The following is a 12,973-nucleotide window of genomic DNA, read 5'->3' as shown; positions in this document are numbered from 1 at the left end:
CCATGGCTGAGTTGTCCCAAACCACATCGTCCGACCTCAGCGGCTTTCCGGTCGCTCCTGACGACATTCAAGCTGCCGCCGAGACGATCAGGGGTGCCGTCGTCGAGACGCCCTGCAGCTACAGCCGCACGCTGAGCAGCATCTGCGGCTGCGAGATCTGGCTCAAATTCGAGAACCTCCAGTTCACCTCCTCGTTCAAGGAGCGAGGTGCGCTCAACCGCCTCACCGCGCTGACGCCGGAGGAGCGCGCGCGGGGCGTGATCGCGATGTCGGCTGGCAACCACGCGCAGGGCGTGGCCTATCACGCCAAACGACTCGGCATTCCCGCCACCATCGTCATGCCGGTCGGCACGCCCATGGTGAAGGTCGAGAACACCAGGCATCACGGCGCGGAGGTGGTCGTCACGGGCGCGACGCTGGAGGAGGCGGCCGCGTTCGCGCGCAGCCACGGCGAAGCCAGAGGCATGATCTTCGTCCACCCCTACGACGATCCGCTGGTGATCGCGGGGCAGGGCACGGTCGGGCTGGAGATGATGAGGGCCGTGCCGGAGCTCGACACGCTGGTCGTGCCGATCGGCGGCGGCGGCCTGATCAGCGGCATCGGCATCGCGGCGAAATCGATCAAGCCGTCGCTGCGAATCCTGGGCGTGGAGGCCTGGCTCTATCCCTCGATGTACAACGCCATCCATGCCGGCAATCTGCCGGCGCGGGGCGATACGCTGGCCGAAGGCATCGCGGTGAAATCGCCCGGCAAGATCACCACCGAGATCGTCCGCCGCCTCGTCGACGACATCGCGCTCGTCAACGAAGCCGAGCTCGAGCGCGCCGTCGCGACCCTGATCTCGATCGAGAAGACGGTCGTCGAGGGCGCCGGCGCCGCCGGCCTTGCCGCGCTGATGTCCGATCCGACCCGCTTTGCCGGCCAGAAGGTCGGTCTCGTCCTGAGCGGCGGCAATATCGACACGCGGCTGATCGCCTCCGTCCTCACCCGCGAGCTGGCGCGCGAGGGGCGTTTGACCCAGCTCTCGCTCGACATTCCCGACAGACCCGGGCAATTGGCCGCCGTCGCGGCCCTCCTGGCCGAGGCCGGCGCCAATATCATCGAGGTCTCGCACCAGCGGACCTTCTCCGACCTGCCGGCCAAGGCCACGCTCCTGCAACTCGTCATCGAGACCCGCGACAGCGCCCATCTCGACGAGGTGATGGCAAAGCTCAGTGCATCCGGACTAAGCGCGCGCTGCACGTAGGGCGCGTGGAGACGCCAGGCCGAACTCGGCGCTACTCCGGAAGGCCTGCGATGCGGAGGGCATCGCCGAGAGAGGAAGCGAGCGCTGGCGCGCAGTTGACGCCCTGAAATTGACGGCCATAGCGGAACGTCGGGTGCAGCTCCAGCACCCGCGTGGCCGCCGCCTTCGCCTCCTGCAATCGTCCAAGCTTTGCCAGCGCCGCGGCCAATTGCACATGGGTGATGCTGTGGCGAGGATTGGCCTGAACCGAGCGGTAAGCGGCGCGACACGCTTCCTCATATCGGCCGCGATGGAAGTGCCCAAGAGCCTGGGCGTCGAACGCGGCGAAAGCCCAGGAATCGAACGGACTGAGCCGCAGGCCTTGTTCGCTCCATTCGATAGCGCGGTCGGCATCTCCGCCCCAGCCGAGCATGACGCTGCCGAGGATGTAGGTCAGCGCCGATGATGGGCTGATGGCGAGCGCGGCCTCGAACGCGATGAACGCTGCGGAGCGATCGTGCCCGTCCATACCGATCGAAAAGCCTGCGAGCGTGAGAGCAAGCGCATCATCCTGGCCGTGAGCGATGGCCGAGCGCGCGTGGCGGATCGAGGCCTGCCGATTGGCCTCCTGCAAACCGGCTCGAAGAAACAGGCAGTGATGGCACATCGCTGCATTGCCGTGCGCAAGCGCGTACGCAGGCTCGAGCGCGATCGCACGTTCGAGCAGCACGAGCGCCTGGGTGACCTGGGCCGGCATGCCGGAATCGACATCCGGCTGGGCGCGCAGGACGAGATCATAGGCATCCAGGCTGTCCGGCCGCTTGCGCCTGACCCTATTGATCTCGGCGCGCCGCAGGCTGGGCGCGATCGCACCGACGGTCAACGATGCGATGTCGTCCTGGAGGGCGAAGACGTCTTCGGACCGGCGGTCAAATCGCTCGGCCCAGACGTGCATGCCAGTCGACGCATCGATCAACTGGCCGGTGATGCGGACCAGCGTGCCGGTCTTGCGGACACTGCCTTCCAGCACGTAGCGTACACCAAGTTCGCGGCCGACCTGCTTCACGTCCACCGCGCGGCCCTTGTAGGCGAATGTGGAATTCCGCGCGATCACGAACAGCCAGTTGATGCGCGAGAGGCCGGTGATGATGTCGTCGACCATCCCGTCGGCAAAATAGTCCTGCGCCGCATCGCCGCTCAAGTTCGTGAAAGGCAACACTGCGATCGACGGCCTGTCGGGCAATGACAGCAATGGCGCTTGCGGTGTTGCTCTTGCGGGACCCGGATCGGACTTCGTCACGGTCGGGCCGACATAGCGATAGCCGCGGCGCGGCAGCGTTTCGATCCAACGCGCCTCGCCGGAGATGTCCGCCAGCGTGCGCCGCACCGCCGCGATCTGGACGGTCAGGTTGCTGTCCTCGACGGCCTGGGCGGGCCAGGCCGCCTCGATCAAGGCATCCTTTGAAACCGGCACGCCAGCCTGCCGGACGAGGAGCGCCAGGAGCAATACTGCGCGCTGGCCGAGAGCGGTCGGCTCAGCACCGTGGAACAGGATCCCCGCATCGCCATCGAGGCGAAAGGGACCAAATTCAAGGATCGTGGCCATCATCGAACAAGGCCACATTTCGCAGGTTTTTTGCAACGTTTTCCGAACGGCTTTGCGACTTTCCGGCTGGACTGGATCACCATCGCGCGAGCCGTGAGGAACACTGCAACAAGCGATGGAGGTGTACATGACCGCGAAACACGTCATCCGCAGGCCCGGCGAGACCGAGGGGGTCACGCTGCGCGGCCAACCAATGGCCTTCCTGGTGACGGGCGAGGACACTGGGCATACGAGCATGTTCGATTGGACGATTCCGGCAGGATTCGCCACCGGTCGGCACGTTCATCGTGTTCAGGAAGAGACCTTCTACATGCTCGACGGCGAGTGTGAATGGTTCGTCGGGGATGAGATTGTCCGGGCAACCCCAGGGACCTTCCTCTTCATTCCTCCCGGTGTTCCCCACAACATCACCAACGCGAGCGAGAAGCCCGCGCGCGTGCTCATGACCGTATCCCCGCCGGGACACGAGCATTACTTCGAGGAGCTGGCGAAGCTGACGGCAAGTGGTCCCCCGGATGCAAAAGCCATCAGCGAGCTACGCGCCCGCTTCGATACCGACCAGCTCTCGGCGCTGACGACAAGAGCTTGAAGCCCAGACGGCGCGAGGCTGGATCGACTTCAAGGTCGGCCCGGCCGCGCTACCGTGCCGCCAGATCCGCCAGGTGAGCGATCAGCCGATCGATCTCGGCTTCCGTGTTGTAATAATGCGGCGATGCCCGCACGACATGCGGCAAGGCGCGAAGTTCGGCATCGATACGCGTGCTCGACGGATCTGAAGCGCCGATGGTGATGCCTGCTGTAGCGGCGCTGGCGACAACGGCGTCCGCCTCATGCCCGTCCAGCGTGAAGCTGACGATGGCACCCGGCGCGCGTCCGAGGTCGCGAATGGTGATGCCGGGAAGGGCGGCAAGGCCGCCGCGAAGACGTCCGGCAAGCATGCGGCAGCGTTGTTCGATCGGAGCGATGCCGATCTCCTGGGCGTAATCGACGGCGGCGCCGAGGCCCAGCCGGGCCGCGTAATTGTTCTCCCAGGTCTCGAAGCGGCGTGCATCGTCGCGAAGCCGATATTCATCGCGCGAGACCCAGGGCGCGGCGAAGTGATCGATCATCGGCGGCTCTAGTCGTTGCAGCAGCGCCTGGCGGACGTAAAGGAAGCCGGTGCCGCGCGGGCCGCGCAGGAACTTTCGACCCGTGGCCGACAGCATGTCGCAGCCAATGGCCTCGACGTCCACCGTCATCTGGCCGACCGCCTGGCAGGCGTCGAGCAGATAGGGAATGCCGTGCGCCCGCGCGATCTTGCCGACAGCTGCCGCCGGATTGACCAGCCCGCCATTGGTCGGGACCCAGGTGATCGCGATGAGCTTTACGCGCTCATCGATCATCCGTTCGAGCGCGTTTACGTCGAGCTCGCCGCTCGCATCGCTGGGCACCACGTCGATGACCGCGCCGGTTCGTTTGGCGACCTGGAGAAAGGCGACATAGTTGGCGGCGTATTCCGCTTCGGCGGTCAGGATTCGGTCGCCCTTGCGAAACGGAAGCGAATAGAACGCCATCTGCCAGGCAACCGTCGCATTCTCCACCAGCGCGATCTCATCGGGCGCGGCATTCAAGAGATGCGCCACCGAGCCGTAGACCGCGTTGAGCCGGTCGGCCTCGCGATCGGCGGCAGCGTAGCCCCCGATCTCGGTCTCCAGATCGATGTGTCCCTTCATCGCCGCTACGACCGGCGCCGGCATCAGGCCAGCGCCTGCGTTGTGGAGATATGCGAGCCGGGAGGCGGCGGGTGTGTCGGCGCGAATTCGGGCGATGTCGATCAAGTCAGAAGCCTCTGCCATCGGGTTCCCTCAGCTAGACACAATGACGCAACGAGCAAGATCGGGCAAACTGGAGCATCCGGATCCCGATGCCTATGCTGATTGAAAGCAAGATTTGGTGGGGTATTGAAAGGACGCACGATGGCGAAGAACACGATTTGCCTCTGGTACGACAGGGATGCCGAGGCGGCTGCCCGCTTCTATGCCGAGACGTTCCCCGACAGCGCGGTGAGCGCCGTCCACCGCGCGCCCAGCGATTACCCGTCCGGAAAGGCGGGGGATGTGCTCACCGTCGAATTCACCGTCGCCGGCGTTGCCTGTCTCGGCCTCAACGGTGGTCCGATTTTCACGCACAACGAATCTTTCTCGTTCCAGATCGCAACCGATGACCAGGAGGAGACGGACCGCTATTGGAACGCCATCGTCGGCAATGGTGGACAGGAGAGTGCGTGCGGCTGGTGCAAGGACAGATGGGGCGTCTCCTGGCAGATCACCCCGCGCGTGCTGACCGAGGCGCTGGCGGCCGGCGGCGCTGAAGCCAAGCGTGCCTTCGATGCGATGATGGGGATGAGGAAAATCGACGTCGCTGCGATCGAGGCGGCACGACGCGGCTGACGTTGGCTTGCCTCAGATACAGAGGCTGAGCAGCTTGATGTGACAGCTGCTGGGCTTGGGCTTGCTCGCGGGTGCGGCCTCGCGTTTCACGGCAACCTCGCGCTTCACGGCGACGAGGGGCTCCTTGTCCTTCTTCTTGCCCTTGCCCTTCGGCTCGTAATCGCCCGCGATCACCATGGCCCAATAGGTGCGCTTGCCGCTGGCATTCCTGGCGCTGGCGATGCCGACGCGGGAGGCGTTGTGCAGCAACAGGTTCTTGCGGTGCCCGGACGAGTCGATCCACTGTCCCAGGGTCTTCTCGAAATTGTCGTAGCCGTAGGCGATGTTCTCGGCGGCGCGGCCGGCGCCGGCGGGCGCGACACGGCGATTGAAGGGGCCGAGCGCGTCGTGACTGAGGTCGTCCTTCGCCGCCATCGCGCGGGCCTGGTCCATGGCGATGCGGTCGAGGGTGGAATCGCGGACGACGCGAACCTCACCGTGCTTGAGGCGGAAGCTGGAGATCAGCTCGGCCGGGGTCTCGGCCATTGCGGGCGCGGCCGCCAGCAGCAGAAGGCCGGCAATCAGGCCGCCAACCACGCGATGCATCATCGTCCCCCGAGTGCCCATGACCCCGCCGAGCCTGACTTGTCCGACCGCTTCTCTATCGCCAATGTGGACGCTTCAAGGCGAGACTGCCCGTCAGTTCGCTGGCAGGTTCGCCTCGAAATTGAAGCGGTCGCGCAGGTTTTTCCGCTGTTCCAGGATGTCCTTGAGGAAAGCGCGGTCCTGGTCGTTCTTCATCATCGGCTCGATCAAATCGAGCTGGTTCATGGCGACCAGTTGCAGGATCTCGGTGCGCGGCTTGCCGCTGGCGTCGCGCGGTAGCGCGTGAACCACCTGGATGTGCTCCGGCGGTTTCGGCCCCTTGGCGGCCGAAAGCTCGTTCCGCAACTGGCCCTCGAGCGTGCCCTGATCGGCTTCGACGAAGGCATAGAGCCCGACGCCGGAGCGGCGGTCCGCGAAAGCCACGATGGCGGTGTCGCGCACGGCCGGGTTCTTGCGGATCAGCTCGGTCAGCACCGGCGCGTCGTTCACGAGCCTGCGGCCGCCGCCCTCGCGGTCGGTGAAGTTGAACAGGCCGCGCGTGATCGCGCGATAGACTTTCTTGCCGGTGACAAGCCACAGGCTGGCGGCGAATGACTTCTTCGCAAGGATCTTTCGCTCGCGCGGCGTCAGCGCCTCAGGTGCGTAGGAGCGCTTGTGCTTGAGCAGATGCCGGAGGTCTTCATAGGCGAGGATGCGATAGAGCCGGCCGCGCCGCGCAAAGCAGGCGGCGAGCTGGAAGTCGGTGACATAGGCGAGGCCGTCGCGGCCGACCAGCCAGTTCTGTTCCTTGGCAAGATCGTTGTGGCAGATACCGGCGCGGCGCAGCCGGCGCAGGGCCACCTTGGCCGAACGGAAATAGGCGAGGTCGCCATGGGGCTTTGCCAGATGCAAGGCGACGCCGTCGACGAAGCCGCGCACCAGCGCGCGGCGTCCGGCCCACAGCAGCTCCGGACCAACGTTGAGGCCTTTGGCCAGCGCCAGAGCGTGTTTCTCGCGGGCGAACAGATGGCGCGCCAGCAGGAATGACCACCACGGCACCTCGTCGAGCCGGCGCAGCACGGCGTCGACTTCGCCGATGTCGGTACGGAAGCGCCCGCGCTCGACGGTCGAGAACACGTCGCGCTTGAGCAGCACGCCCTCGGTCCAGCGCGCCGAGAGCGTCGCGGCGTCGTCTTTGGGGAGGCTCATTGCAAACTCACGCGGCTGCGGCAATGCGCAAATGATCGGCGATCCAGCGATCGAGATCGGCGAGTGCCAGTGCGCTCATCGCCTGCTTCTTGGCCACCGTCTTCTCGTTGCCGCGCAGGCGCGTGCCGTCGGGCTTTTTCGTCGGCGCGGTCGCAAGCGGTGGGAATAGACCGAAATTGATGTTCATCGGCTGGAACGAGCGTGTGCCGGGCTCGATGGTCTCGATATGGCCGCCGGTGATGTGGCCGAGCAGCGATCCGAGCGCGGTCGTGCCGGGCGGGCTGACAAGCGTCTCGCCGCGCGCGTCCGCGGCTGCATAGAGACCGGCGATCAGGCCGACGCTGGCCGATTCCACATAGCCCTCGCAACCCGTCATCTGGCCGGCAAAGCGCAGACGCGGCTGTGCGCGCAGGCGCAGCTGACTGTCGAGAAGCTTTGGCGAGTTCAGGAAGGTGTTGCGATGCAGGCCGCCGAGGCGGGCGAACTCCGCCTTCTCCAGCCCGGGAATAGTGCGGAAGATGCGCTGCTGCTCGCCGTATTTCAGCTTCGTCTGGAAGCCGACGATGTTGTAGAGCGTGCCGAGCTTGTTGTCCTGGCGCAGCTGCACGATCGCGTAGGCTTTGGTCGTGGGATCGTGCGGATTGGTGAGACCGACCGGCTTCATCGGGCCGTGGCGCAAGGTCTCGGGGCCGCGCTCCGCCATCACTTCGATCGGCAGGCAGCCGTCGAAATAGGGCGTGTTGGTTTCCCACTCCTTGAACTCGGTCTTCTCGCCGGCGATGAGCGCGGCGACGAAGCCGTCGTACTGCTCCTTGGTCATCGGGCAGTTGATGTAGTCCGCGCCGGTGCCACCGGGGCCGACCTTGTCGTAGCGCGACTGAAACCACGCCACCGACATGTCGATGGATTCGCGGTGCACGATCGGCGCGATTGCGTCGAAGAAAGCGAGCGCGTTCTCGTCGGTCAACTCGCGGATGGCATGGGCGAGCGGTGCGGAGGTGAGGGGCCCGGTGGCAACGATGACGTTGCTCCAGTCGGCCGGCGGCAGGCCTGCAACCTCGCCACGGGCGATCTGAATCAGGGGATGGTCGTTCAGCGCCTTGGTGACGGCCGTGGAGAAGCCGTCGCGGTCGACGGCGAGCGCGCCGCCGGCGGGCACCTGGTTGGCATCGGCCGCGCGCATGATCAGCGAATCGAGCCGGCGCATTTCGGCATGCAGCAGGCCGACGGCATTGTTGGCGGCGTCGTCTGAGCGGAACGAATTGGAGCAGACGAGCTCGGCGAGCCCGTCGGTGCGGTGCGCTTCGGTCATGCGGGTCGGCCGCATCTCGTGCAGCACCACGGGCACGCCGGCCTTGGCCACCTGCCAGGCGGCTTCAGAGCCGGCAAGGCCGGCGCCGATCACGTGCACGATGTTGGATTGAGGTCCTGTCATGGGGCGGACAGGTAGCGCTTTTCGGCGTGGAGTGGAATCGCCGAGATCGAGTTTTCTGCCGCTAGATACGACAACGCCCGCACGAGGCGGGCGCTATCGGTCCGTTCCGGTGGAAGGGCTGAAACGATATCAGCCCTGATACTGACCGGCGGCAACGCGCGGGATGTCCGAGCGATCGAGGCCGATATCGGCCAGTTCGCGATCGCTGAGCTGGGACAGCTCGGCAACATTGCGCTGATAGTCCCGGAAGGCCTGGATCATGCGGATGAGCGAGAGCAGCATTGGTAGTCTCCTGTAGTTCGATTCAACCCTTGCCCGGGCTGCATCGTTGAAATGAATATAGGTGAGAGTGTTGCGGTGCGAAAGTTCCGATGTTGCGATGCAGCTAAGCGAGTAACGCATACCGAGAGTAAGGGAGGCTTAACCTCTCGCCAGTCCCGCCCAAGGCTTGAATTGTATGGACCGAATCTGCCGACAAACTTCCGTGAAATCACGGGTTTAAGGGCTGTCGACTGATCTCGATCATAGCCGAAATAAGTTGCGTGCCTGTCACCAGCAAGTCGGGTCGTCAGCTTCTACACCCAAGTCGGGCATGCGCGATTCGCATGAGACGAAAATCGCCATTTTGAATATAGATTCATTATTTGTGGGATGGAACTGTAGGCGCGAATGGAGTCCCACGGGCTTTTTCGCGGCAGGATACGTCGGAACGGCCCATTCGCACCCACGATAGCGCAGCGCACACACGCCGAGCGTGTGACGATGATTACCGGGATGTAATGAAAATCAGAAATTTCGCATGCGGCTCTGCGTGATGCGCAACATCACGCAATTCTCGCGGGGAATTTATTGCGGCAAGTTGCCGCGTCCGGGGGAAAGTCATGTTGCAGAGGCCGGCAATGTCGCGGGTCCTGTCTCAAGAACAACAGAAGGAAGTAACATCATGACGAAGTTACTCGGGGTTATTGCAATTGCCGCCGTCGCGTTCGCCGTCGCGCCGGCCGAGGCCGCCAAGCACGCCGCGGGTGGTTGCAGCTCGGCCAACCTGGAGAAGACGGAGACCGCGATCGAGAACATGGCCGACGGCGACGGCAAGTTCGTCGCGCAGAAGGAGATCGCGGCTGCCCAGGATTCGCTGCTCAACGGCAAAATGGGTGCGTGCGGCGGGCATCTGAACAAGGCGATGCACGCCACCATGGCTAAGTAAACGGGTAGGCAAACGCACGAGAGAGGGCCGGTCAGACGATCGGCCCTACGCGTTTGTTGATGGGTCTTTAAGGGGCGCGCGCCAGCTGGGTGGCGAAATAGGCGACGGTCTTGGAATAGACCTCGCTCTTGTTCCACTGCTGGAGCACCGCGAAATTCGGACTGCCCGGCTGCCAATCCTTGCCCTTCTGCCAGCCATAGCCGGCAAGATAATTGGCGGTGGAGGCGAGCACGTCGGGCGCGTTGTGCAGGAGGTCGCGCTTGCCGTTGCCGTCGAAATCGACGGCGTATTTCATCCAGGACGACGGCATGAACTGGGTCTGGCCGAGCTCGCCGGCCCAGGCGCCCTTCATCTCGGCTGGCACGAGATCGCCGCGCTGGACGATGCGCAGTGCGTCGAGCAGCTCGGCGCGAAACTGCTCGGCGCGCCGGCAGTCATAGGCCAGTGTTGCCAGCGACCGGATCGTGGCGAACTTGCCGGTGTTGACGCCGAAATCGGTCTCCAGGCCCCAGATCGCGACCAGGACCTCACCGGGAACGCCATAGGTCTGCTCGATGCGCGACAGCACCGAGCCGTACTGCTTCATCCTGTTGGAGCCGCGTTCCAGGCGCGGCGGCACCATGCGGCCGGAAAATTCCTCGAAGGTCTGGGCGAAGACCTTTTGCGAGCGGTCGCGGTTGAGCACGCTCTGATCCAGCGTCACGCCGGCGAGACCAGATGCGATGGCCTGCTGTGAGATCCCCTTGGCCGCAGCGTCCGTCTTGAAGTCCGCAAGCCAGGCATCGAAATTGCCCGAGCCGCAGGCAACCGCGGCGAACGCTGGCTGGGCGGACAGGATTGACGCGGAGAGGGCGAAGGCTGCGAGAGCGAGACGAGAAATCGTCGAGGTCATTCGAGGTAATGAATTCCGTGAAGCGATCTGACCGGGGCGCGCAATCTCGATCGGAACCGCGGCCAAAGCAAGGCGTGCGACAGGCCGCGATCCTGCCCGAACCAGAGCAGGATCGCATGTCACGATATCGTCAGGCGTCCGTCCTGTTACGCCAGGGGAAGAGGTTGGCCGGGAAGTCGGCAGCCGGCTTGCGCGGACGATGTGGCGGGGGCGGCACCGGACGTGCACCGGGCTCCGAGACGATCACCTTGCGGTAGAGATGCCAGGTGGCATGGCCGAGCAGGGGGATCACCACGGCAAGGCCGAGGAACGCCGGGATGGTGCCGAGCGCGAGCAGCACCGCCACGATCACGCCCCAGGCCGCCATCGGCACCGGGTTCCTCGCGACCACGCGCAGCGAGGTGCTCATCGCCTCGAACGCGCCGGCGTGGCGATCCAGCATCAAGGGGAACGACACGACGCTGATGCAGAGCGCGGCGAGCGCGAACAGGAAACCGACGCCGCAGCCAACCACGATCAGCCACCAGCCCTGCTGCGTCGTCAGCACGCGCGTCATGAAGTCCGAGATTCCGGTGACGCCCTCATAGCCGAACGCCGCGACATAGATCGCCTGCGCGGTCGCAACCCAGGTCACGAACAGCGCGAGCAGCAACGTACCGAGGCCGAGCATCGCCCCGAACGAGGGCGAACGCAGCACCTCCATCGCATCCCAGGCGCTTGCTTCCTCGTAGCGTTCGCGCCGGCTGGAAAGCTCGTAGAGACCGAGCGCTGCGAAGGGGCCGATCAGCGCGAAGCCGGCGGCGAGCGGAAACAGCAGTGGCAGCACCGAATAGCCCATCACCACACGGGCGAGCACGAGGCCGAGCACCGGGTAGATCACGCAGAGGAGGATGGCGTGGCTCGGCACGGCCTTGAAATCTTCCCAGCCGCGCCTGAGCGCATCGTGCAGATCAGACAGCTGGATGGTTCGGATCACCGGTCCAGCCGCATCCGCGGGCTGGGCCATCGTGGGGACATTGCCCTGGTAGAGTGTAGCCATGGTCGCTAGCTCCCTTGCCGCGCGGCCGAATTCGGCGCCGGCAAACGGCGCGAGCGGCCGCCATTCTCTGAAGTCCCGCGATCCCGACCAGACGCGAATTCCGGACGACATCGCGAGCTGAGCTGGAAGCGTACGCCCATTTCCGAGTCCTGTCCTCACGCTTGGGTGAAATTCGATGCCGCATCGCAACCTCGACGATGTCATTCGGCCGTCATTTCGCCGCAGATAAGCTGATGCTGCGTGGTGGTTCGCAGAACTTCGCGGGCGCTACGCAGTAACTTGGTCTATAAGTGCATAAGTGCCACTCAAGGCCCTTCCAACGGATCCTTTTCGGGGAGCAGACATGAGCATTTTCGGGAAAATCATGAGCGCGATCTTCGGCGGCCAGCCGGCTTCCGCCGCGCCCGCCGGTGGCGCGGCGCCGGGTAGTGCGCCCGCAGGGGCCGCGCCTGGAGCGTCGGCGCCGGCTTCCGCGCCCATGGCGGCGGTCGATGTGGCGGCGATCGTCGACAAGGCGGTGGCCGCGCACAAGGGCGAGAAGCTGGAATGGCGCACCTCGATCGTCGACCTGATGAAGGCGCTCGACATCGATTCCAGCCTCGCTGCGCGCAAGGATCTCGCCAAGGAGCTCGGCTACAGCGGCGACATGAACGACTCGGCCAGCATGAACGTCTGGCTGCACAAGCAGGTGATGTCCAAGCTCGCCGCCAATGGCGGCAAGCTGCCGCCTGAGATCAAGCACTGACCGCAAGCACTGACCGCAAGCACTGACCGCAAGCACTGACCGAATGCCGGTCGTGCCGCAGGGGCTCGCGATCGCGCGGGCCCTTTTTGCTTTCAGCCGACCAGATCCGCATTCTCCGGATGCCTGTCGAGATAGTCGACCACGAAGCCGCAGCCGGCGATCACCTTGCGGCCGTCGCGCCGGATCAAGTCCAGCGCGCCCTTGATCAGCTCGGAGGCGATGCCGCGGCCGCGCAGCGCGCGGGGCGTCTCGGTGTGGGTGATGATGACGGCCGTCGAGGTCAGCCGGTAATTGGCGAAGGCGACCTCGTTGCCGACATCGAGTTCGAAGCGCCTCCTGTCCTTGTTGTCCCGTACCGATGCCACCATGCAAGATCCTTCCGACGTGCGTCTGAGGCGTTGATCTAGGAGCCCGTCCCGGTCCTTGGCAAGGCGCGGCCATGGGAGCTTGCCGCACGGCAGATATCTGCAAACGCGCGTGCCTGTAGCTGCAGTGCAGTATGAGAAGCCATCCCTGGTGAACACCACGCCGGCTCCAATAATTACCGGCGCCACTCTTGCAAGTTCCACGGCGGCTCCCACGTCCTCTCAAGGACATACGCCCGAATGCGGCCGGCAGGGT

The 12,973-nt window shown here is 64.8% G+C and carries 15 protein-coding genes; 6 read left to right on the top strand and 9 right to left on the bottom strand.

Annotated features, from left to right (window positions below; genetic code table 11):
- The first annotated feature begins 2 nt into the window (after positions 1 to 2).
- Positions 3 to 1,247 carry a threonine ammonia-lyase gene (locus tag GGD65_RS02820; protein WP_018317887.1) on the top strand — a complete coding sequence of 415 codons (1,245 nt, stop codon included), beginning with the start codon at positions 3 to 5 and terminating at the stop codon, positions 1,245 to 1,247.
- Between the two features lie 31 nt (positions 1,248 to 1,278).
- Here GGD65_RS02820 and GGD65_RS02815 read toward each other — a convergent pair whose 3' ends face one another.
- Positions 1,279 to 2,832 (bottom strand): winged helix-turn-helix domain-containing protein, encoded by a 1,554-nt coding sequence (locus GGD65_RS02815; RefSeq protein WP_177237198.1) that lies wholly within the window; start codon positions 2,830 to 2,832, stop codon positions 1,279 to 1,281.
- A 127-nt stretch (positions 2,833 to 2,959) separates the two neighbouring features.
- Between GGD65_RS02815 and GGD65_RS02810 the strand changes: the two genes are divergently transcribed.
- A complete protein-coding gene (locus GGD65_RS02810; RefSeq protein WP_026201926.1) occupies positions 2,960 to 3,421 on the top strand; it encodes a cupin domain-containing protein in 462 nt (153 codons plus the stop codon).
- A 49-nt stretch (positions 3,422 to 3,470) separates the two neighbouring features.
- Here GGD65_RS02810 and GGD65_RS02805 read toward each other — a convergent pair whose 3' ends face one another.
- Entirely contained in the window at positions 3,471 to 4,667 is a 1,197-nt protein-coding gene (locus tag GGD65_RS02805; RefSeq protein WP_246783183.1) for an aminotransferase class V-fold PLP-dependent enzyme, read from the bottom strand.
- Between the two features lie 120 nt (positions 4,668 to 4,787).
- Here GGD65_RS02805 and GGD65_RS02800 point away from each other — a divergent pair, with 120 nt between their 5' ends.
- Positions 4,788 to 5,261 (top strand): VOC family protein, encoded by a 474-nt coding sequence (locus tag GGD65_RS02800; RefSeq protein ID WP_018317891.1) that lies wholly within the window; start codon positions 4,788 to 4,790, stop codon positions 5,259 to 5,261.
- Positions 5,262 to 5,273: 12 nt separating this feature from the next.
- Here GGD65_RS02800 and GGD65_RS02795 read toward each other — a convergent pair whose 3' ends face one another.
- The 4 genes from GGD65_RS02795 to GGD65_RS02780 form a co-directional block, all read right to left on the bottom strand.
- Positions 5,274 to 5,846 (bottom strand): CAP domain-containing protein, encoded by a 573-nt coding sequence (locus GGD65_RS02795; RefSeq protein WP_049814866.1) that lies wholly within the window; start codon positions 5,844 to 5,846, stop codon positions 5,274 to 5,276.
- Between the two features lie 93 nt (positions 5,847 to 5,939).
- Complete coding sequence (locus tag GGD65_RS02790; protein ID WP_183234351.1) at positions 5,940 to 7,034, bottom strand: AMP-binding enzyme; 1,095 nt, start codon at positions 7,032 to 7,034, stop codon at positions 5,940 to 5,942.
- 7 nt (positions 7,035 to 7,041) lie between these two features.
- Complete coding sequence (trmFO, locus tag GGD65_RS02785) at positions 7,042 to 8,469, bottom strand: methylenetetrahydrofolate--tRNA-(uracil(54)-C(5))-methyltransferase (FADH(2)-oxidizing) TrmFO (RefSeq protein WP_183234350.1); 1,428 nt, start codon at positions 8,467 to 8,469, stop codon at positions 7,042 to 7,044.
- 129 nt (positions 8,470 to 8,598) lie between these two features.
- Positions 8,599 to 8,751: a DUF1127 domain-containing protein gene (locus GGD65_RS02780; protein ID WP_007590701.1), complete on the bottom strand. Its 153-nt coding sequence runs from the start codon at positions 8,749 to 8,751 to the stop codon at positions 8,599 to 8,601.
- Positions 8,752 to 9,283: 532 nt separating this feature from the next.
- Between GGD65_RS02780 and GGD65_RS02775 the strand changes: the two genes are divergently transcribed.
- Positions 9,284 to 9,676, top strand: a complete 393-nt coding sequence (locus GGD65_RS02775) for a hypothetical protein (RefSeq protein WP_246783182.1) — start codon at positions 9,284 to 9,286, stop codon at positions 9,674 to 9,676.
- A gap of 67 nt (positions 9,677 to 9,743) precedes the next feature.
- Here the strand turns inward: GGD65_RS02775 and GGD65_RS02770 are convergent, their stop codons facing one another.
- Positions 9,744 to 10,568, bottom strand: coding sequence for a lytic murein transglycosylase (locus GGD65_RS02770; RefSeq protein ID WP_018317895.1), 825 nt, complete (start codon positions 10,566 to 10,568; stop codon positions 9,744 to 9,746).
- Positions 10,569 to 10,698: 130 nt separating this feature from the next.
- Positions 10,699 to 11,607 (bottom strand): DUF2189 domain-containing protein, encoded by a 909-nt coding sequence (locus GGD65_RS02765; protein WP_183234349.1) that lies wholly within the window; start codon positions 11,605 to 11,607, stop codon positions 10,699 to 10,701.
- Here GGD65_RS02765 and GGD65_RS40710 point away from each other — a divergent pair.
- On the top strand, positions 11,606 to 11,728 hold the full coding sequence (locus GGD65_RS40710; RefSeq protein ID WP_283813649.1) for a hypothetical protein: 123 nt from the start codon (positions 11,606 to 11,608) through the stop codon (positions 11,726 to 11,728). The two genes, GGD65_RS02765 and GGD65_RS40710, sit on opposite strands and share 2 nt — an antisense overlap.
- 222 nt (positions 11,729 to 11,950) lie before the next feature.
- Positions 11,951 to 12,352: a DUF3597 domain-containing protein gene (locus GGD65_RS02760; protein ID WP_026201930.1), complete on the top strand. Its 402-nt coding sequence runs from the start codon at positions 11,951 to 11,953 to the stop codon at positions 12,350 to 12,352.
- A gap of 92 nt (positions 12,353 to 12,444) precedes the next feature.
- Here GGD65_RS02760 and GGD65_RS02755 read toward each other — a convergent pair whose 3' ends face one another.
- Positions 12,445 to 12,720, bottom strand: coding sequence for a GNAT family N-acetyltransferase (locus tag GGD65_RS02755; protein ID WP_092257868.1), 276 nt, complete (start codon positions 12,718 to 12,720; stop codon positions 12,445 to 12,447).
- Between the last annotated feature and the right edge of the window lie 253 nt (positions 12,721 to 12,973).

It is taken from the genome of Bradyrhizobium sp. CIR18 (assembly GCF_014198295.1).
Classification (GTDB): Bacteria; Pseudomonadota; Alphaproteobacteria; order Rhizobiales; family Xanthobacteraceae; genus Bradyrhizobium.
This window is presented reverse-complemented; position numbering and strand designations above follow the sequence as displayed.

Coding starts and splice junctions, on each gene's coding strand:
- GGD65_RS02765 (WP_183234349.1), bottom strand. CDS start 11,607: ATGGCTACACTCTACCAGGGCAATGTCCCCACGATGGCCCAGCCCGCG.
- trmFO (WP_183234350.1), bottom strand. CDS start 8,469: ATGACAGGACCTCAATCCAACATCGTGCACGTGATCGGCGCCGGCCTT.
- GGD65_RS02780 (WP_007590701.1), bottom strand. CDS start 8,751: ATGCTGCTCTCGCTCATCCGCATGATCCAGGCCTTCCGGGACTATCAG.
- GGD65_RS40710 (WP_283813649.1), top strand. CDS start 11,606: ATGGTCGCTAGCTCCCTTGCCGCGCGGCCGAATTCGGCGCCGGCAAAC.
- GGD65_RS02805 (WP_246783183.1), bottom strand. CDS start 4,667: ATGGCAGAGGCTTCTGACTTGATCGACATCGCCCGAATTCGCGCCGAC.
- GGD65_RS02815 (WP_177237198.1), bottom strand. CDS start 2,832: ATGGCCACGATCCTTGAATTTGGTCCCTTTCGCCTCGATGGCGATGCG.
- GGD65_RS02800 (WP_018317891.1), top strand. CDS start 4,788: ATGGCGAAGAACACGATTTGCCTCTGGTACGACAGGGATGCCGAGGCG.
- GGD65_RS02810 (WP_026201926.1), top strand. CDS start 2,960: ATGACCGCGAAACACGTCATCCGCAGGCCCGGCGAGACCGAGGGGGTC.
- GGD65_RS02760 (WP_026201930.1), top strand. CDS start 11,951: ATGAGCATTTTCGGGAAAATCATGAGCGCGATCTTCGGCGGCCAGCCG.
- GGD65_RS02775 (WP_246783182.1), top strand. CDS start 9,284: ATGCGCAACATCACGCAATTCTCGCGGGGAATTTATTGCGGCAAGTTG.
- GGD65_RS02795 (WP_049814866.1), bottom strand. CDS start 5,846: ATGCATCGCGTGGTTGGCGGCCTGATTGCCGGCCTTCTGCTGCTGGCG.
- GGD65_RS02790 (WP_183234351.1), bottom strand. CDS start 7,034: ATGAGCCTCCCCAAAGACGACGCCGCGACGCTCTCGGCGCGCTGGACC.
- GGD65_RS02820 (WP_018317887.1), top strand. CDS start 3: ATGGCTGAGTTGTCCCAAACCACATCGTCCGACCTCAGCGGCTTTCCG.
- GGD65_RS02770 (WP_018317895.1), bottom strand. CDS start 10,568: ATGACCTCGACGATTTCTCGTCTCGCTCTCGCAGCCTTCGCCCTCTCC.
- GGD65_RS02755 (WP_092257868.1), bottom strand. CDS start 12,720: ATGGTGGCATCGGTACGGGACAACAAGGACAGGAGGCGCTTCGAACTC.